We start from the raw sequence: 18,690 nt of genomic DNA, 5'->3' as shown, positions 1-18,690 counted from the left end.
CCCGTTCCCCGAAAACCCCGATGTCAGCCAGGTGCTGCCGACATCATTGAAGTTTGACATTTCGTCATAAAATGACACAATGTCAAACCATGACATCCGCCAAATCTCCCGGCCCGCGTGCCACATCTGCCATCGGCCAACTCGACGAGAACGCGCTACTGCTGCGCGAGGGACGCAAGATCGTTGAAGCGCTTGGGACCACGTTCGCGCCACTGGTCGAAGTGGTGCTGCACGATCTGACCGACCCGGACCATGCCGTCGTGGCCATCGCCAACAATCTGTCGGGCCGCGCGCCGGGCGATGCGGTCACCGAAATGGGACTGGCCCGTATTGCCGATCCGACGTTTCCGGAAGTCATCGCGAACTACGCGAACCGGTTTCCGGATGGACGTCCGGCCAAGAGCACGTCCATCGGCCTGAAGAACAGCGCCGGCGAATACGTGGCGGCCATCTGCCTGAACATGGACATCTCGATGCTCGCGGCGGCCGCGGCGAGCGTGCAGCAACTGGTCAACGTGGCGAATACCGCGCCGGCGCCGGTGCGCGAGACGCTCGCGCCGCGGCGTCTGGACGACATCGCCCCGCTCATCGTCGACTTCGCCGCACAACGCAACACCACACCGCAGGGCCTCACGCTTGCGCAACGCCGCGAAGCCATCCGTCTGCTGGAAACCCGCGGGCTGCTCGACCTGCGTCAGGCCCACGCCGAAGTGGCGCGCACGCTGGGTGTGGCGCGCTCGACGGTCTACACCTACCTCTCCGACCCAAAGGGTTCATCATGACTGCTCCCACACTGGCGATTACCTACGGCGACGTCGTCGCCGCTCACGATCGGATTCGCGAGGCGGCACACCGTACCCCCGTGCTCACGTCGCGCACCGCCGACGCGATGACCGGCGCGCATCTGTTCTTCAAGGCGGAGAACTTCCAGCGCATGGGCGCGTTCAAGTTCCGCGGGGCGTACAACGCGATCTCGCAATTCACCGCGGAACAGAAGCGCGGTGGCGTGCTGGCGTTCTCGTCCGGCAACCACGCGCAGGCGATTGCGCTGTCCGCGCGGGAGCTGGGCGTGCCGGCCGTCATCCTGATGCCGCAGGATGCGCCGCAAATGAAGATCGACGCCACGCGCGGCTACGGCGCCGAGGTGATCCTGTTCGATCGTTACAAGGAAGATCGCGAGGCGCTCGCACAACGGCTGGCCACCGAGCGCGGCATGACACTGATCCCGCCGTACGACCATCCGCACGTGATGGCCGGTCAGGGCACCGCGACGAAGGAGCTGATCGAGGATGCGGGCGAACTCGACGTCCTCGTGGTCTGCCTCGGTGGCGGCGGATTGCTGTCGGGCAGCGCGGTAGCGGCGCGTGCGCTCAATCCGAACATCGAGATCTACGGCGTGGAGCCGGAGGCGGGCAACGACGCTCAGCAGAGTTTCCGCACGGGCAAGATCGTGCACATCGAAACGCCCCGGACCATTGCGGACGGCGCGCAGACGCAGCATCTGGGCGAATACACGTTCCCGGTGATCCGCTCGCTGGTCGACGACATTCTGACGGTGACCGACGACGAGTTGGTGCAGACGATGCAGTTCCTCGCGAGTCGCATGAAGATCGTGGTGGAGCCAACCGGTTGCCTCGCGGCGGCGGCCGTACTGCAAGGCAGGCTCGAGGTTCGCGACAAGCGCGTGGGCATCCTGCTTTCGGGGGGCAATGTCGATATGGCGCGCTTCGCCAAACTTACGCTCGGGGAGGAAGCATGAGCGCTCAGGAACGTGGCATCGAGGCGATGAACGTCCCCACGCTGCAGCCGCCGCGGGGACATTATTCGCACGGCGTATGCGCGAACGGCTTCGTCTTCGTGTCGGGACAACTGCCGATCACGCCGGAGGGCGAACGTCTCGTGGGTGCGCCGTTCGCGGTGCAGGCGAAGCAGGCGCTCGATAACGTGGCGCAAATTCTCACGGCGTGCGGCACACGCATCGATCGACTCGTGCAGGTACGCGTGTACATCACGAACGTGGACGACTGGGGACCGTTCAACGAGGTCTATGCCGCGTGGGCCGGTAATGCAAAGCCGGCGCGCTGCGTCGTCCCCGTCCCGGCATTGAGCCACGGCGTGGCAGTGGAGATCGAGGCGACGGCGCTGGCGAGCTAGCAGGCGTGTGGCCGAGGCGGCGGGTCGAGCTGTACCACGCGCTGTTGGGGCCCGTGCAGGCGTTGGCGTGTCGCGTAGGGAAAGCGCCCAATCCCAGAGCGATGTGACATTGGGCGGATGCCCATGGAGTGATGGGATTTTTTGCGGTAGGTATCCGTCAGAGGGATACACTTCGAGCCACGAACGCCAATAATTGCCACGTCAATGACTACGCCTCTCTCTCCGCCGCCGTCGCAAGACACCGCGTCCGCCGGCGCCTCGACCGCCGCGCCGCCGACGCAACAGCGCGTCGACGACGAGCCGCTGCGCCTCGTCACCAGCTTCAACGACATCTTCGTCGTCATCGCCTCCTGGCTGCTCTCGTTCGGCACCGTCTGGCTCACCAGCGGCCTGCCGTCATGGTTGCAGATGCTCATCGCGGCCGCCATCGCATGGGGACTCTCGGAAATTTTCGTGCGCCAACGCCGCATGACGCTGCCCGCGCTGTGGTTCTCGTTCAGCTTTGTCAGTACCATGGCGCTGTTGGGCTTCGGCAACGCGTCGCTCCTGAGTCACAGCGGGGAAAGCATGCGTGCGTCGATGAGCTGGTGGACGCTTGTCGCCACGTGCGTATGCACCGCGCTCGGCGCCGCCCTTTTCTGGTGGCGTTTTCGCGTACCAGCGGTCATTGCGCTGGGTCTGGCCGGCATCGTGATCACCGTGTGGGCGCACGTGATCGCGCTCGACGCGAACGCAGGCGGCTGGCTGTTGACCGTGACCGTCGTCGCCGGTCTCGCAATCTTCCTTTGGGCCTTGCATTGGGACGCGCAAGACCCTCAACGCACCACCATTCGTTCGGATGTCGCCTTCTGGCTTCACCTGCTCGCGGCGTGCATGATCACCCATCCGATCTTCTGGATGCTCACGCCCCACCACCCCGGCGCAGTTATTGCCGTGTTCGCGCTGCTCACCGTTGTCTCGCTGGTGATCGACCGCAGGGCGCTCATGCTCTCGTCCCTGCTCTATCTGCTGAGCGCGATTCTGCAAATGCTGATGACTTCCGCCCCGAGCGGCGGCGATGCCGATTTGCCGTCCGATAACTCCATGTCGGTGGCGGCTATTGTCGTGGGCGGCGTGCTACTGGTGCTCTCGGTGTTCTGGCAGCCGTCGCGCAACGCGGTGCTGCGCTTGTTGCCCACGGGTTGGCGAGCCCGTCTGCCACGCTGATCGCACTTCGCTCACGCAGACATCCGTAAACAACGACGCAACAAAGCAACTAAGCCGCGCCGGGGCATCCCCGCGCGGCCTTGTTTTTTCTTCATTTCACCGTGGTCACTGGATCGTCACGCGCTCCAGCACCAACATGTAGTGATCGAGCGACGGTGTCGCCATGCCTGCCACCTTCGCGCGATCGTCCCATCGACGCAGTCGAAGCGCGGACTCGGCATGCTCGCGCGCCATGAACGTCCGCGCCTGCTCGTCGCTGAACACACCGCCCTGCAACGCGAGACTGCGAACGGAATCGGCCGACAACTGACCGTAGTACTCGGGATCGACCGCGCACAGGCAGCGCTTCGCATCCACATGCAGACGAATCGGCTCGAGCACCGCGTCGCCGAACAACGGGCGCAGAAAGGGCAATGCGAAGTATTGATGCAGATCGTCGATGCCGCGCTCGGTGGGCGTTTCGCCCTGAAGATTGAGCAGATGGCCGAGATCGTGGAGAAAACTGGCCGCGACGAGCGCCTCGTCGGCGCCCTCGCTCTCGGCAAGCGCGCCGCATTGCAGCGCGTGCTCCAGTTGGGTGACAGGCTCGCCGCTGTAGGCAAGCGAACCGAATTTATCGAACAGCGTGCGGATGTCCGGCAGGCTCAGGGCCATCTTGAGAACTCTCGTTGTCGTCGCGCGAACCCGGAGCGGCGGCCGTCGCGACATCGGCAATCGCCGCCAGCTTCGACGCCTTCGTTTCCTTGAGCGCCTTGGCGTCCTTCATCTCTTTCGTTTCCTTCGGCTTGTCGCGCATGCGGCTCTTGCGCAGCGCGCCCGCATCGTCGAGCACCGGATAGGCGGTCGAGCAGAACAGCGAATTGAGCCGCTTCATGTCGCTGATGATGTCCAGGTGCAACGAACTCGTCTCGATACTCTGCACCGACTGCCCCGCAAGACGATTCAGGTGCGTGTACGAATACGCACGCTCCAGATCGCGGAAGCTCTCCTTCTCGGCCATCAGCCGTTGTGCGCTCTTCAGATCGGTATTCAGAAACACCGACAGTCCAAGCTGCAGGTTCGTCACGAGCCGCGCATGCATGTCGCAGATTTCCTGCAGGCCGGCCTCGGAGAATGAGAGCTTGTGCGAGATCTTCTTTTCTTCGACCTCCGTCACCATGCGCTCGATGATGTCGCCCGCATGCTCGAGGTTGATCGTGAGCGAAATGATGTCCGTCCATCGACGGCTGTCCTGCTCGCTCAGGTTCTCGCGCGACACGCGCGTGAGGTACATCTTCACCGCCGTATAGAGATGATCGACGTCGTCGTCGAGACGGCGCGTCTCGCGCGCCTGCACCACGTCGTTGCTGCGGATCACGTTGAGCAGGCCGTTGAGCATCTGCTCGACGATGTCGCCCATGCGCAATGTCTCGCGCGTCGCGTTCGCCAACGCCAGCGACGGCATCTCCAATGCACTCTCGTCCAGGTGACGCGGGCGCAGTACGCCGTCCGCCTCGGGCTTCTCCGCGAGCAGCTTCACGCACAGACGCGCCATCGGCTCGGTGAATGCGAGGAACACCACGCAGCGCACGAGGTTGTACAGCACGTGGAAGTTGACGACGGCCTGCGCGGGGGCGTCCGACAGCCAATTCACGAGCAACGGCGCGTAGTCGACGAACGGCAGCACGAGCAGGCAACCGATCAGCTTGAAGAGAAGACTGCCGAACACCACGCGACGGCCGGCGGCATTCTGTCCGGCCGAGGTGAGCATCGCCAGCATGCCGCTGCCGAGGTTCGCGCCGATCACGAGGCACAGGGCAACCTTGAGCGAAATCACGCCGGACGACGCCAGCGTGGCCGTGAGGAGCACCGCCGCCAGGCTCGAATACGAGATCATCGCGAACAGCGCACCGATCAGCGTGTCGAGCATGACGTCGCCGGTGAGCGAGCCGAACAACACCTTGACGCCCGCGGCCTCGGTCATTGGCGTGGTCGCCGCCACGATCAGTTGCAACGCGAGAATGATCAGGCCCAGCCCGATGGACACACGGCCCAGTTGCCCGGCGCGGGTCTGCTTGCGCGACAGGAAGAAGATGACGCCGAAGAAGATCAGCAGCGGCGAGAGCCAATGCAGGTCGAACGTCAGGATCCGCGCCATGAGGGCCGTACCGACGTCCGCGCCGAGCATGATCGAGAGCGCGGGCGTCAGCGCGATCAGCCCCTGCGCACCGAACGACGAGACGATGAGCGCCGTCGCATTGCTGCTTTGAACCAGGCCCGTGACGAGCACACCGCCAGCGAACGCGAGAAAGCGGTTCGAAATGCTGTGCGAGAGAATGCGCCGTAGATCGGCGCCGTAGACGCGCAGAACCCCGGTACGCACGATGTGCGTACCCCAGATCAGCATCGCCACCCCGGAGAGAAGGTTGAGCAGTGTCAGCATGCCAGTGTTCCGTGATCTTGTTGTCGACGGGACAGGCGGCGCGGCGCGGCGCCAGCATGACGCGCCCACTGGTTTGCCATATTGGCATCCCGCGTCAGTCCTGCACTGGCGTCGGGATCCGTATGAAGTTCACGCGTCATGCGCATCCCCAATCGGTACACCGTACACCAAAACGACCCCAGCAACAATCGTGTCATCAATTTGTCACAATTTTTGCTGCGATTCCGGCAAGCCTTGTTGCGTAAGGGGAACAGGGGCACGGCAAGCCCCCCGCTCCGGCGCTTCGACCGACCTCAGATTCCCCACGGCAAGGTGAAGGTCTTGGTGTTGGTGAAGCTCTTCATCGCCTCCTGCACCCCTTCCTTGTAACCCAGCCCCGAGTCCTTGATGCCGCCGAACGGCGTGAGTTCGATCCGGTAGCCCGGCACCTCCCACACGTTCACGGTACCGACCTGCAGCTCGTTGGTAAAACGCGTCACGTAGTCCAGGCGATTCGTGCACACGCCCGACGACAGACCGAAGGCCGTGCCGTTCGAGATGGCGATCGCCTCGTCGATGCTGCCGAACGTCAGGATCGGCGAGACCGGTCCGAAGGTCTCCTCGCGCACGACGGTCATCTTCGGATCGACGCGGTCGATCACGGTCGGCGAGTAGAGCGCGCCCTCGCGCCTGTTGCCCACCAGCAGACGAGCGCCCTGCGAGACGGCTTCGTTGACGCGCGACTCGAACAGACGCGCGGCCGCTTCGTCGATGACGGTGCCCATGTCGTTCGCGCCGTCGGCCGGGTCCCCGTACTTCCATGCGCGCGTCTTCTCCACCACGAGTTCGGTGAATGCCGCCGCAACATCGCGGTGCACCAGCATGCGCTTGACCGCCGTGCAGCGTTGGCCGGAATTCTTGTAGGAGCCCTGCACCGCGAGATCGGAGGCGCGGTCCAGGTCGGCGTCCTCCATCACGATGAGCGGATCGTTGCCGCCGAGCTCCAGCACGATGCGTCGATAACCGGCCTTCGACGCGATGTACTTGCCGATCGACACGCCGCCCGTGAACGTGATCATGTCGATGTTCTCGTTCGTGATGAGCTCGTCGGCAATTTCCATCGGATCGCCGGTCACGACCTGCAGCATCTCGGGCGGCAGACCGGCCTCGTACAGCGTGTCGGCCAGATAGTAGGCCGACAACGGCACCTTCTCCGACGGCTTGAGCACCATCCGGTTGTTGGTCGCGATCGACGGCGCCACCTTGTGCGCGACCTGGTTCATCGGATGATTGAACGGCGTGATGGCCGAGATCGCACCGAGCAGCGGCTCGCGCTGCGTGACCACGCGACGCTTCTTGCCGTGCGGCGTCAGATCGCATGAGAACGCCTGGCCATCGTCCTTCAGGGCTTCCCCCGCGGCGAAGCCCAGCACGTCGGCAACGCGCCCGATTTCGTAGACCACGTCCTTCTTGCACAACCCCGACTCCATCGTGATGATGGCGGCCGCCTCGGCGGTGCGCTCGCGCAGCAGCGCTGCAGCCTTTTCGAGGATGTTGGCGCGCTCGAACCGTGTAAGCGTCGAGCGATACTGCTTGGCGATCGCAAACGCGCGGCGCACGTCGTCGAGCGAAGCCTTCGGCACGGTGCCGACCAGATCGCCCGAATACGGATTGAAGACTTCGATGATCCGTTCGCGGGTCACTTTCTCACCGCCGATGCGAAGGGCTTCGGCGCGGAACTCGGGGTGCAGCTTGTGCGGCGCGTTCATGGGGTTCTCCACAGCATATCCAACCGGACAGGGGCCCGGTGGCGCGACCCGCGTGCGGATCGCGTCACCGTTGGTTCTCGCTATCTTGCGATCTCTCGCTATCTCGTCAACACGCTCGTTTCGGCTCAGACGTGGTTGAGCGCCACGTCGAGAATGTCGAAGTTGCGCAGCCGCGCCTTGCCGGGAATGCCCTGCGTCTTGCGATTGAACAGCAACGGCACGGTCTGCTCGGATATGCCGCCGTGCGAGCGCAGGGGCACCGTGAGGCCCGTCAGATCGTGACGGCTCGCGCTCGTGCCGAGCACCACCGACCGATCGCTCACCACCACCAGATCGCCAACGCGATCGGGCGGCAGCTCGAAGCGGGCGCAGGCCTGCGCATTGGTCAGCACCACCTCGATGCCCGGCATCGCGGCGATGCGCTGACGGATCGAATCGCCATCGACGTCGCGCGGCAAATAGATCGTGGCGTACGAACCGAGCGCGCCATGGTGCACGACGTACGGATCGGTAATCGGCAGGATCACGCGCGCGCCTCCCGCCTCGACGCCCCGGCCGAGCCAGTCGTCGAGCAAGTCCTGCAGATAGATGACGTTCGGTTGGCCGGTCCTCGGATCGTGCTTGGCATTCATGCCGTGGTCGGCGGTCAGGCCGATGACCGCGCCGAGTTCGTCCATGCGGCGCAGATACTTGTCCATCATGGCGTAGAAGGCGTTCGCCCCCTCGGTGCCCGGCGCCCACTTGTGCTGCACGTAGTCGGTCGTCGAGAGGTACATCAGGTCGATGTGGCGCGTCTCCAGCAGGCGCACGCCCGCCGCGAACACGAATTCCGAGAGCGCGGCGCTGTAGACGTCCGGCACGGGCATGCCCACGAGCCCGAGCACATCCTCGATGCCGTTCTCCGCCAGCGTGACCTGATCGGACTTCTCGGACGAGAAGCAGATGCCCTTCATGCGATGGCCGAGCAGCTTGCGCAGCTTGTCCTTGGCGGTCACGACCGCGACGCTGGCGCCCGCATCGGCGGCGGCCGCGAGCACCGTGCCGGCGCGCAGGTAGGCCGGATCGTTCATCATGACTTCCGCCCCCCGGCCGCCGTCGGCCGCCGGATCGAAAAAGTAGTTGCCGCAGATGCCGTGCACGGCGGGGGGCGCACCGGTCACGATCGACAGATTGTTCGGGTTGGTAAACGACGGCACGACGCAGTCGCCCTGAAACACCGCGCCGTCGGCGAGCAGATGCTTCAGGTAGGGGGCCACGCCGGCAGCGGCGGCCGCTTCGAGATATTCGAACTGACAGCCGTCGACGCAAACGATGACGGTCGGCTGTTGCGGCAACCGGTATTGGCGGCCGTTGACTTGGATCTGCACGGGCTGGTTCACGTCGGGTCTCCTCAAGAGCAACTCGGTAACTCGGTCCATCGCCTCTGGCGTAGCGCCTGGCGCGCCGCCCATCCGGCGGCCGGTATTCAGTAGTGCGTCGTCAAGGACGACATCGGTAACGTTGGCAAGGGCTTCGCTTAACTTTCGCTTGCCCCTCGCTTATCCGGCCTTCGCCTGCGCCGACACGCCGGGCGCGCGCGCAAGCGCCTCGCGAATGCGTGCGCGACCGCGCGACAGGTGCTCGCGCGTGACCTGCGCGGCGCGCTCGGGATCGCGCGAGGCGATGGCACTCACGATGTCCCGGTGCTCGCGCTCCGACTTCGGCGGCGCCGACGTGTCGCCGGTGAGCGCCTCGTGCCGGAACAGGCTCAGTTCCTTGACCAGGCGTCGATACGTCTCGAGCAGCTTGCGATTGCCCACCATCTCGACGAGCGCGTCGTGAAACGCCAGGTTCAGGCCGTAGTACGCCTCGCTGTCGCCCGCCTCCACCGCCTGATGCATCGCCTCGACCGACTCGCGCAGCCGCGTGAGCTGCTCCGAATCGATGACTTCGGCCAGCGTGCGCGCCACGTACTCGTCGAGCACGCCGCGCAGCGTGTAGATCTCTTCGGCCTCCTCGATCGAAATCACCCGCACGAACACGCCGCGGTTCTTTTCAGTGCGCAGCAGCCCCGCCTCCTCCAGCGCGCGAAACGCTTCGCGCACCGGGCCGCGCGAGACACCGAGACGGCCCGCGACTTCGATTTCATTGAGCTTGGTGCCGGGCGTGAGCGTGCCCGCCATGATCTGGCGCTCGATCTCGTGCTGAACGAGCGTGGTGAGCGACTGGCTCTGCAGCAACTCGATGGCGGTAGGCGACGTGGGCTTGGAGGTCATACCGGTCTTCCTTATCTCTGGGCGCTGATGCCGTCACGCAAAGCCGTCACACCCGGGGGCAAGCTGTCTCAGCGGATCGTCTGAGGCAATTTGTGGCATTACGTGATTAATTTTGTTGCTTGACATTCAAGCACAGCAATTTGTAGATTGTCAACAAAACACATCCGACATCGCAGCCAAGGTTGGCGACATCGTCGGATTGAGTCGGTGTAGGCAACGACAAAACCCTATCTGAATCAACGATTTCCATACTATTGGAGGTATTTGACGAACAGATGACAAATGCAAAGGGTTTCAAGAAAAAGACATAAATTGCCAATAATATGCAACACATCGCCTCAGAGAAGGCGACTTCCCGACTGACAGCGCGACATATGTTCGCGACCCACAGGAGCCATCCATGAACCCATCGTTGCGCCGCGCCGTGCGCGCTGCCGCCGTCCTCGCCGCCGGAATCGTCTGCGCTGCCCAGGCAGGCCATGCGCTCGCCAAGACCACGCTCACCGTCTACACGGCATGGGAAGTCGAAGTCATGCGCCCATACGCCGAGGCGTTCCAGAAGGCGAATCCGGACATCGAGATCAAATACGTGCGCGACTCCACCGGTGTCGTGACGGCCAAGATCCTCGCGGAGAAGGCCAATCCGCAGGCCGACGTGATTGCCGGGCTGGCGGCTTCGAGCCTGGAGCTGATCAAGCAGGAAGGGCTACTCGCGCCGTACGCGCCGAAGGGTTTCGATCAGCTCACGCGGGCCTACAGCGACAGCGCGAACCCGCCGTCGTGGGTGGGACTCGACGTGTGGGGCGCCACGGTGTGCTTCAACACGGTGGAAGCGGCCAAGCGCAATCTGCCGAAGCCCACGTCGTGGGAGGACCTCACGAAGCCGATCTACAAGGGCATGATCGTGATGCCGAACCCGGCCACGTCCGGCACGGGCTTTCTCGACGTGACCGCCTGGCTGCAGATGTTCGGCAAGGACGGTGGCTGGAAGTACATGGACGCGCTCGACAGGAACATCGTCAAGTACACCCATTCCGGCTCGAAGCCATGTCGCGACGCGGGCGCCGGCGAATACCCGATCGGCATCTCGTTCGAGTTCAACGCGCATCGCACCAAGGCGGCGGGCGCGCCGATCGATCTCGTCTTCCCGAAGGAAGGACTGGGCTACGACATCGAAGCCGCCGGCATCGTGAAGACCACCAGAAAGATGGACGCCGCCAAGCGCTACATGGACTGGCTCGCCAGCAAGGAAGCGAACCAGATGTACGCGAAGGACTGGGCCATCGTCGCCTATCCGGGCGTGGCGAAGCAGTTCGACACGATCCCCGCGAACTACCCCGATCTGCTCGTGAAGAACGACTTCACCGAGATCGCGAAGCGCCGTGAGTCCGTGCTCGCCGAGTGGCAGAAGCGCTACGGCGCGAAATCCGAGAAGAAGTAACGTCTGCCGGCATCCGCGACGGACGGGCGCGACACACGCCCCGTCCGACATCGACAGACCACAGGGCGAACACCGCAGGAGGTCCCCCGAATGAGCGACGACACTTACCTGAGCCTGAGCGGCATTCACAAGCGCTTCGACAGCACGGTGGTGCTGCAGGACATACACCTGAACGTGCGACGCGGCGAAATGCTGTGCTTTCTCGGCCCGTCGGGCTGCGGCAAGACCACGCTGCTGCGCATCATCGCGGGCCTCGAAGCGCAGACGCACGGCACGCTGTCGCAAAACGGACGCGACATCTCGACGCTGCCGCCCATGCGGCGCGATTACGGCATCGTCTTCCAGTCGTATGCGCTGTTTCCGAATCTGAGCGTGGCGCAAAACGTCGCCTACGGGTTGACGAATCGTCGTGTGCCGCGCGCCGAGCGCAACGCTCGCGTGGCGGAACTGCTCGCGATGGTCGGCCTGCCCGATGCGGGCGGCAAATTCCCCGGCCAGCTCTCCGGCGGCCAGCAGCAGCGCATCGCGATTGCGCGCGCGCTCGCCACCTCGCCCGGCCTGCTGCTGCTCGACGAACCGCTCTCCGCACTCGACGCGCGAGTGCGCGTACGCCTGCGCAGCGAAATCCGCGCGCTCCAGCAGCGTCTCGGCATCACGACGATTCTCGTCACGCACGATCAGGAAGAAGCGCTGTCGATGGCCGACCGCATCGTGGTGATGAACCAGGGCGTGATCGAACAGGTCGGCACGCCGGGCGAGATCTATCAACGGCCCGCCACTCCCTTTGTCGCGGACTTCGTGGGCAAGACCAACATCCTGCCGGCGCGGCTGGGCGATGCCGGGCGGGTACACGTCGGGCAGTACGAGCTCACGTGCGGCACGCTCAATGGCTGTCGCACCGGCGAGGACATCCGCGTCTTTTTCCGGCCGGAAGACGTGCGCGTGCGCGATCTCGACGCGCTCGAGGAGGACACCAACGTCTTCGATGGCGCCGTCGAGAAGATCGAATTCCTCGGGGCGTTCTCGCGCGTAACGTTGCGCATGCATGCCTGCGAGCACGCGCTCTACGCCGACCTCTCGCCTGCGGACATGCAGGCCCTGCAACCGGCAGCCGGCGGCGCCTTGCGCTTTGCCGTGCCGAGCGCCGCCGTGCGCGTCTTCCGTCAGGGGTGAAGCCGAGATGAGTTCCGTACCTTCGACACTGCACAGCCCGTCGCCCGTGCACGCGGCCCCGGCCATCGGCACGGCGGTAGAGCCGTCGCCCGCGACGCTGCGGCCCGTACGGCTCGCTTCGCACTGGACCGACCGGTTCGCCCAGGCATTGCTGCTTGTCGCGGCTACCGCCGGCGTGCTTTTCCTGCTCGCGCCGATGGCGGCGATTCTTGTCAAGAGCGTGCAGGACAGCGATGGCCGCTTCGTCGGCCTGCAGCACTTTCGCGAGTACTTCCACTCTCCCGCACTGTTCGGCTCGATCTGGAACAGCGTGTGGATCTCGGCGGTGACCACCGGCATCACCGTGCCGCTCGCGTTCCTATTCGCGTACGCACTCACGCGCAGCCGCATTCGCGGCAAGACACTGCTGCGCAACATCGCGCTCATTCCGATTCTTGGCCCGACGCTGCTGCCGGCGATCTCCTTCATCTTCTGGTTCGGCAATCAGGGCCTGCTGCGCCCGTTCATGGGCGACATCGATATCTACGGCCCGCTCGGCATTGTGATGTCGCTGGTGAACGCGACATTCCCGCACGCGCTGATGATCCTCATCACCGCGCTCTCGCTCACCGATGCCCGTCTCTATGAGGCGGCGGACGCGCTCGGCACGCCGATGCTGCGACGCTTCTTCACCATTACACTGCCCGGCGCGAAGTACGGCGTGATCAGCGCGGCGATGATCGTGTTCACCTACGCGATCTCGGATTTCGGGATTCCGAAGGTCATCGGCGGCGACTTCAATGTGCTCGCCACCGACATCTACAAGCTCGTCATCGGGCAGCAGGACTTTTCCAAGGGCGCCGTCGTCGGCCTCGTGCTGCTGGTGCCCGTGGGCATCACCTATCTCGTGGACTCGGTCGTGCAACGCAAGCAGCAGGCGCTGCTCTCGGCGCGCGCCGTGCCGTACGTGCCGAAGCCCTCGCGCGGTTTCGACTGGCTGATGGCTACGCTGTGCTGGGGCATGGCCGCGATCATGCTCGCTATTCTCGGCATGGCGGTCTATGCGTCGTTCGTGAAGTTCTGGCCGTACAACTTCAGCCTTTCGCTCGGCCACTACCGCTTCGGGCTCGTGGAGAGCGGCGCGGTGGACTCGTACCTCAACAGCGTGCAGATGGCGTTCTGGTGCGCCGTGTGGGGCACGGCGGCGATCTTCGTCATCGCCTACCTGCTCGAGAAGACGCGCGGCATGACGTGGCTGCGCGGCGTCATCCGCATGATGGCCGTGCTGCCGATGGGCGTGCCGGGTCTCGTACTCGGCCTCGGCTACATCTTCTTTTTCGTGCCCGAGACGAACCCGTTGCATGGCCTGTACGGCACGCTGGCGATCCTGGTGATCGTCAACGTCGTCCATTACTACTCGTCGAGTCACCTCACGGCGATCACTGCGCTCAAGCAGATCGATCCGGAGTTCGAGTACGTCTCGGCCTCGCTCAAGGTGCCCTTCTATCGCACGTTCTGGCACGTGTCGGCACCGATCTGTCTGCCGTCGATCATCGACATCAGCCGCTATCTCTTCGTGAACGCCATGACGACGGTCTCCGCCGTGGTGTTCCTCTATTCGGCGGACACGTCGCTCGCCTCGGTGGCCATCGTCAACATGGACGAGACCGGCTCCATCGGTCCCGCGGCAGCGATAGCCACGCTGGTGGTACTCACCTCGATGCTGGTCTGCCTGCTCTATCACGGCATCCAGCTCGTGGTGGAGCGCTATACGCAGGCGTGGCGACGGCCGGCGGCCCAGGCGGCCGGGACATCGAACGTGTCGGGCACATCGACCACGTCGACCCCATCCGGATCTCACGCATGAACCCGGCACGGGGCTGTGGCCGCAGCCCCGCGCCCGCAACGCTCGCGAACGTCGACAGTGCTGTTACTTCTCTCGCTTGTTTCCCCGCTTGATAGGAGGCGGTCATGATTCTCGGTCAGGAACCGATTCTGCTCACCCCCGGCCCGCTCACCACGTCGCCGGCCACCCGACAGGCCATGCTGCGCGACTGGGGTTCGTGGGACGCCCAGTTCAATCGCATCACGGCGTCGCTGTGCCGCGATCTGGTGGACGTCGTGCACGGTGGCGAGGACTACGTGTGCGTGCCGCTGCAAGGCTCGGGCACCTTCTCGGTCGAAGCGGCCATCGGCACGCTCACGCCGCGCGGCGCGCGCATTCTCGTGCCGGACAACGGCGCGTATTGCCAGCGCATTCTGAAGATCTGCCGTTACCTCGGCCGCGACGCCGTCGCACTGCCGATCCCCGAAGACCAGACCGCAACGGCCGCCGCCATCGAGGACGCCCTCACGCGCGATCCCTCGATCACGCACGTCGCGCAAGTGCATCTGGAGACGGGCGCCGGTGTGCTCAACCCGCTCGCGGAAATCGCACGTGTGTGCCAGATGCACGGCAAGGGGCTGATCGTCGACGCGATGAGCTCGTTCGGTGCGGTGGAGATCGACGTGCGCACAATGCCGTTCGACGCGCTCATCGCCGCCAGCGGCAAGTGCCTGGAAGGCGTGCCGGGCATGGGCTTCGTGATCGCGAAAAAATCCGTGCTCGACGCCAGCGCCGGCAACAGCCACTCGTTGGCGATGGATCTGCACGACCAGTACGCGTACATGCAGAAGACCACGCAATGGCGCTTCACACCGCCCACGCACGTGGTGGCGGCCTTGCGTGCGGCCGTCGACCAGTTCCTCGCGGAAGGCGGCCAGCCTGTGCGCGGCGAGCGCTATCGCCGCAACTGCAAGACGCTGATCGACGGCATGGCGTCGCTGGGCTTCCGGCCGTTCCTCGCACCGGAAGCGCAGGCGCCCGTCATCGTCACGTTCCACGCGCCTGCCGACAGCAAATACGACTTCAAGGCGTTCTACGCGGCCGTACGCGAGCGCGGCTACATCCTGTATCCGGGCAAGCTCACGCAGATCGAGACGTTCCGCGTGGGTTGCATCGGCGCCATCGACGAGAACGAGATGCGCAACGTCGTGACGGCGATCGGGCAGGCGCTGGCCTCGCTCGGCATCCGGCAGGTTGCGCCGCTGACACGCGCGGCGTGATCTGAGCGAGGACATGGCGGGGGCTTCGGCAATACGCCGGGCGCCCGCCGGCGGGCGGCGCGTGCCGCAGCCGTGGGGGCATGCGCACGTCGACCGCCTCCGGTAAGCTCTCGGTATCGCGCGCCTGCGCGCGCTCCCTGCGGAGATCGCCCCTCCATGCCATCATCGAAAGCCGCCGGTGCCGCTTCGCCGGCCAAACGCGCCCCGACCCGCAAGGGTAGCGGCAAGTCACTCGATATCCGGTTCAAGCGCGTCTACGATACGCCCGCTCCCGACGACGGCCAACGCGTGCTCGCCGACCGTCTCTGGCCGCGAGGTCTCGCCAAAGCGAAGGCGCACATCGATTTCTGGGCCAAGGACGTCACGCCGAGCACGCCCCTGCGCCAGTGGTTTCATCAACATCCCGACGAGTTCGGTGCGTTCCGCGAGCAATACCTCGACGAACTCGCCGCGCTCGATGCCGATCACAACGCCATGCTCGCCGAGCTTCGCGCGCGCCTGACCGAAGGCCGCGTCACGCTGCTCACGGCGGCGCACCGCCTCGAGGACGGCGCCACGCACACGCACCTGGAGGTGCTGCGCGACTTCCTCGAAGCGCACTAGCGCGGGCGCCGTCGTTTCGCCATGGACGACGCGACGCCGTGTCGCACCGCAACACGGCATTCCGCCACTTGAAACACCGTGACGGTCCCCGCAGCAGCGGGTGAACCCGCATGGTGTCTGGCTTTCCCGCGTGCGCGGGACGCGCGGCGATGAATTTGCTATAACGCAACACAGCGCCGCCGTCTCGCACGCGAAGGGCGCCACCACCGCGGTCCGCGTTTCACCGGTGGTTTCCGATGCAGTACGCCGTGTCGTACTTCGAACGCCTATCCGGTTGCCGCCACGGCAACGCCACGCCTCATGCTCGTTCCACTGATCGTTGCCTGCGCGCTGTTCATGGAAAACATGGACTCGACCGTGTTGTCCACTTCGTTGCCGTTGATCGCCCAGGATCTCGGCGAGAGTCCGATCACGCTCAAACTCGCGCTGACGACCTATCTCATCAGCCTCGCGGTCTTCATTCCGGTCAGCGGCTGGATCGCCGATCGCTTCGGCACGCGCAACGTGTTTCGCACCGCCATCGGTGTGTTCGTGCTCGGCTCGATCTGCTGCGGCATCTCGACCCATCTGCCGGAGCTCGTGGTCGCGCGCTTCGTACAGGGCATGGGCGGCGCGATGATGGTGCCGGTCGGGCGGCTCGCCCTGCTCAAGTCCATCGAGAAGCGCGACATGGTGCGCGCGCTGAACTACCTGACGATTCCCGCGCTCGTCGGCCCCGTGCTCGGCCCGCCGCTCGGCGGCTTCATCACCACGTACTGGCACTGGCGCTGGATCTTCTTCGTCAACATTCCGATCGGCGTGCTCGGCTTCGTGCTCGCCACTCGGTACATCCCCGATCTGTATGAGGACGACGTGCCTCCCCTCGACGTGAAGGGCTTCCTCCTGTCGGGCCTCGGACTATCGATCCTGCTGCTCGGTCTGTCGACCATCGGTCGTCACCTGATTCCCACGCCGCTGGCGCTCGGCCTCGTGGCGATCGGCGTGGGCCTGATCTGGACGTATCTGCGTCACGCCAACGGCCTCGCCCATCCGTTGCTGCGGCTCGACCTGTTGCGCATTCCGACGTTTCGCGCGGGCGTGGCGGGCGGCACGCTGTTTCGCATCGGCGTGGGCGCCACGCCGTTCCTGCTGCCGCTGATGCTGCAACTCGGCTTCGGCATGACGCCGATGGAATCGGGGGCGCTGACGTTCATTTCGGCCGCGGGCGCCATGTTCATGAAAACGCTGTCGTTGCGCATTCTGCAGCGTTGGGGCTTCCGGCGCGTGCTGATGATCAATGCCGTGATCGCCTCGGCGACGATCGGCGGCTACGGGCTGTTCACCGACCAGACCTCGCATCTGGTGATTCTCGGCACGCTGCTCTTCGGCGGTTGCTTCCGTTCGTTGCAGTTCACGAGCCTCAACGCCATTTCCTATGCCGACGTGCCTGCGCATCGCATGAGCCAGGCGACGAGCCTCGCGAGCGTCGCGCAGCAGGTGTCGCTCACGCTGGGGATCACGATCGGGGCGGCGGTGCTGCAGACGTCGTCGTATCTGCACGGCCGCGACCACGTCGCCAATGTCGACTTTCCCTGGGCCTTCCTCACCGTCGGTCTGATCGCCGTGAGCTCGACGATCTCGATCGCGCGGCTCGCGCGCGACGCCGGCAGCGAACTCGCGCAGCGGAGCTGATTGGCCGTGAGGCTTAGCGGAAGATCACCGTCTTGTGGCCATTGAGCAGGATGCGATGTTCGGCGTGGTAGCGCACGGCGCGCGCGAGCGCCACGCATTCCACGTCGCGACCGATGGCGGTCAGTTGCTCCGGGTCCATCGTGTGATCCACGCGCTCGACTTCCTGTTCGATGATCGGGCCTTCGTCGAGATCCGACGTCACGTAATGCGCCGTCGCCCCGATCAGCTTCACGCCCCGGTCGAACGCCTGGTAGTAGGGCTTCGCACCCTTGAAGCTCGGCAGGAACGAATGGTGGATGTTGATCGCGCGGCCGGCGAGCTTCTTGCACAGATCGGCCGAGAGCACCTGCATGTAGCGGGCGAGCACGACCAGATCGATGTGGTTGTCCTGAACGAGCTCGTACACCTTCGCTTCCTGCGCGGCCTTCGATTCCGGCGTGGCGTTCATCAGCGGCAGATGATGGAACGGGATGTCGTAGCTCGCGGCGAGCTGGTAGAAGTCCTTGTGGTTCGAGACGATCGCCGGGATTTCGATATTGAGCTGGCCGGTCTTGTAGCGGAACAGCAGATCGTTCAGGCAATGGCCGATCTTCGAGACCATGAGCATGACGCGCGGCTTGATGGCGGCGTCGACCAGTTCCCATTGCATCTCGTACTGCCCGGCGAGCGGCGCGAAGTCGCGTTGCAGCGTGGCCAGATCGGACTCGCCCGGCAGTTGCTGAAAGTGCACGCGCATGAAGAAGCCGCCCGTGAAGCGATCGTTGAACTGGGCCGAGTCGAGAATGTTGCCGCCGCGCTCGACCAGGAAACCGGCCACCGCGTGGACGATGCCGGGACGGTCCGGGCAGGACAACTTCAGAATGTAGCTATTTTCGATCGGTGCCATGATTGCTCCTGGGCAAAGGCTTGCAATGTCGTTGCAGTGTTGAAATT

At 64.7% G+C, this 18,690-nt stretch carries 16 protein-coding genes; 10 read left to right on the top strand and 6 right to left on the bottom strand.

The genetic code is table 11. From position 1 onward, the window contains the following. Positions 1-89: 89 nt before the first annotated feature. The 4 genes from RO07_RS02975 to RO07_RS02960 all read left to right on the top strand — a co-directional run bounded on the left by RO07_RS02975 (position 90) and on the right by RO07_RS02960 (position 3,360). Positions 90-782, top strand: a complete 693-nt coding sequence (locus RO07_RS02975; protein WP_052266974.1) for a helix-turn-helix transcriptional regulator — start codon at positions 90-92, stop codon at positions 780-782. Then, positions 779-1,759, top strand: a complete 981-nt coding sequence (locus tag RO07_RS02970) for a threo-3-hydroxy-L-aspartate ammonia-lyase (protein ID WP_039407919.1) — start codon at positions 779-781, stop codon at positions 1,757-1,759. Before RO07_RS02975 ends, RO07_RS02970 begins: the two co-directional genes overlap by 4 nt. Continuing rightward, on the top strand, positions 1,756-2,154 hold the full coding sequence (locus RO07_RS02965; RefSeq protein ID WP_052266973.1) for a RidA family protein: 399 nt from the start codon (positions 1,756-1,758) through the stop codon (positions 2,152-2,154). Before RO07_RS02970 ends, RO07_RS02965 begins: the two co-directional genes overlap by 4 nt. Positions 2,155-2,358: 204 nt before the next feature. Next, positions 2,359-3,360 (top strand): hypothetical protein, encoded by a 1,002-nt coding sequence (locus RO07_RS02960; RefSeq protein ID WP_052266972.1) that lies wholly within the window; start codon positions 2,359-2,361, stop codon positions 3,358-3,360. Between the two features lie 105 nt (positions 3,361-3,465). On the opposite strand, the gene RO07_RS02955 is transcribed toward RO07_RS02960, so the two are convergent. The 5 genes from RO07_RS02955 to RO07_RS02935 all read right to left on the bottom strand — a co-directional run bounded on the left by RO07_RS02955 (position 3,466) and on the right by RO07_RS02935 (position 9,785). Then, positions 3,466-4,014 (bottom strand): phosphonate degradation HD-domain oxygenase, encoded by a 549-nt coding sequence (locus RO07_RS02955; RefSeq protein ID WP_039414070.1) that lies wholly within the window; start codon positions 4,012-4,014, stop codon positions 3,466-3,468. Continuing rightward, the gene (locus RO07_RS02950; protein ID WP_072636938.1) at positions 3,974-5,782 is read right to left on the bottom strand and encodes a Na/Pi cotransporter family protein; all 1,809 of its coding nucleotides are present in this window, start codon (positions 5,780-5,782) and stop codon (positions 3,974-3,976) included. The genes RO07_RS02955 and RO07_RS02950 overlap by 41 nt, the downstream gene beginning before the upstream one ends. Positions 5,783-6,075: 293 nt before the next feature. Next, on the bottom strand, positions 6,076-7,530 hold the full coding sequence (gene phnY, locus RO07_RS02945) for a phosphonoacetaldehyde dehydrogenase (RefSeq protein ID WP_039407916.1): 1,455 nt from the start codon (positions 7,528-7,530) through the stop codon (positions 6,076-6,078). Positions 7,531-7,655: 125 nt separating this feature from the next. After that, a complete protein-coding gene (gene phnA, locus RO07_RS02940; RefSeq protein WP_052266971.1) occupies positions 7,656-8,948 on the bottom strand; it encodes a phosphonoacetate hydrolase in 1,293 nt (430 codons plus the stop codon). A gap of 120 nt (positions 8,949-9,068) precedes the next feature. After that, positions 9,069-9,785: a phosphonate utilization associated transcriptional regulator gene (locus RO07_RS02935; RefSeq protein WP_039407910.1), complete on the bottom strand. Its 717-nt coding sequence runs from the start codon at positions 9,783-9,785 to the stop codon at positions 9,069-9,071. 400 nt (positions 9,786-10,185) lie between these two features. Here RO07_RS02935 and RO07_RS02930 point away from each other — a divergent pair, with 400 nt between their 5' ends. The 6 genes from RO07_RS02930 (at position 10,186) to RO07_RS02905 (ending at position 17,757) form a co-directional block, all read left to right on the top strand. Next, complete coding sequence (locus RO07_RS02930; protein WP_039407907.1) at positions 10,186-11,226, top strand: putative 2-aminoethylphosphonate ABC transporter substrate-binding protein; 1,041 nt, start codon at positions 10,186-10,188, stop codon at positions 11,224-11,226. Between the two features lie 90 nt (positions 11,227-11,316). Further along, on the top strand, positions 11,317-12,399 hold the full coding sequence (locus RO07_RS02925; protein ID WP_039407904.1) for a putative 2-aminoethylphosphonate ABC transporter ATP-binding protein: 1,083 nt from the start codon (positions 11,317-11,319) through the stop codon (positions 12,397-12,399). Between the two features lie 7 nt (positions 12,400-12,406). Further along, positions 12,407-14,245: a putative 2-aminoethylphosphonate ABC transporter permease subunit gene (locus tag RO07_RS02920; protein ID WP_084072413.1), complete on the top strand. Its 1,839-nt coding sequence runs from the start codon at positions 12,407-12,409 to the stop codon at positions 14,243-14,245. Between the two features lie 104 nt (positions 14,246-14,349). Then, the gene (locus RO07_RS02915) at positions 14,350-15,483 is read left to right on the top strand and encodes a 2-aminoethylphosphonate--pyruvate transaminase (RefSeq protein ID WP_039407902.1); all 1,134 of its coding nucleotides are present in this window, start codon (positions 14,350-14,352) and stop codon (positions 15,481-15,483) included. A gap of 156 nt (positions 15,484-15,639) precedes the next feature. Continuing rightward, the gene (locus RO07_RS02910) at positions 15,640-16,086 is read left to right on the top strand and encodes a DUF488 domain-containing protein (protein ID WP_084072412.1); all 447 of its coding nucleotides are present in this window, start codon (positions 15,640-15,642) and stop codon (positions 16,084-16,086) included. Positions 16,087-16,386: 300 nt separating this feature from the next. Then, positions 16,387-17,757 (top strand): MFS transporter, encoded by a 1,371-nt coding sequence (locus RO07_RS02905; protein WP_039407901.1) that lies wholly within the window; start codon positions 16,387-16,389, stop codon positions 17,755-17,757. A 13-nt stretch (positions 17,758-17,770) separates the two neighbouring features. On the opposite strand, the gene purU is transcribed toward RO07_RS02905, so the two are convergent. Then, positions 17,771-18,643: a formyltetrahydrofolate deformylase gene (gene purU, locus RO07_RS02900; RefSeq protein ID WP_039407899.1), complete on the bottom strand. Its 873-nt coding sequence runs from the start codon at positions 18,641-18,643 to the stop codon at positions 17,771-17,773. Between the last annotated feature and the right edge of the window lie 47 nt (positions 18,644-18,690).

Source organism: Pandoraea pulmonicola (assembly GCF_000815105.2).
Lineage (GTDB): Bacteria > Pseudomonadota > Gammaproteobacteria > Burkholderiales > Burkholderiaceae > Pandoraea > Pandoraea pulmonicola.
The sequence above is the reverse complement of the archived record's forward strand: the minus strand, read 5'-3'. Positions and strand labels throughout refer to the sequence as shown.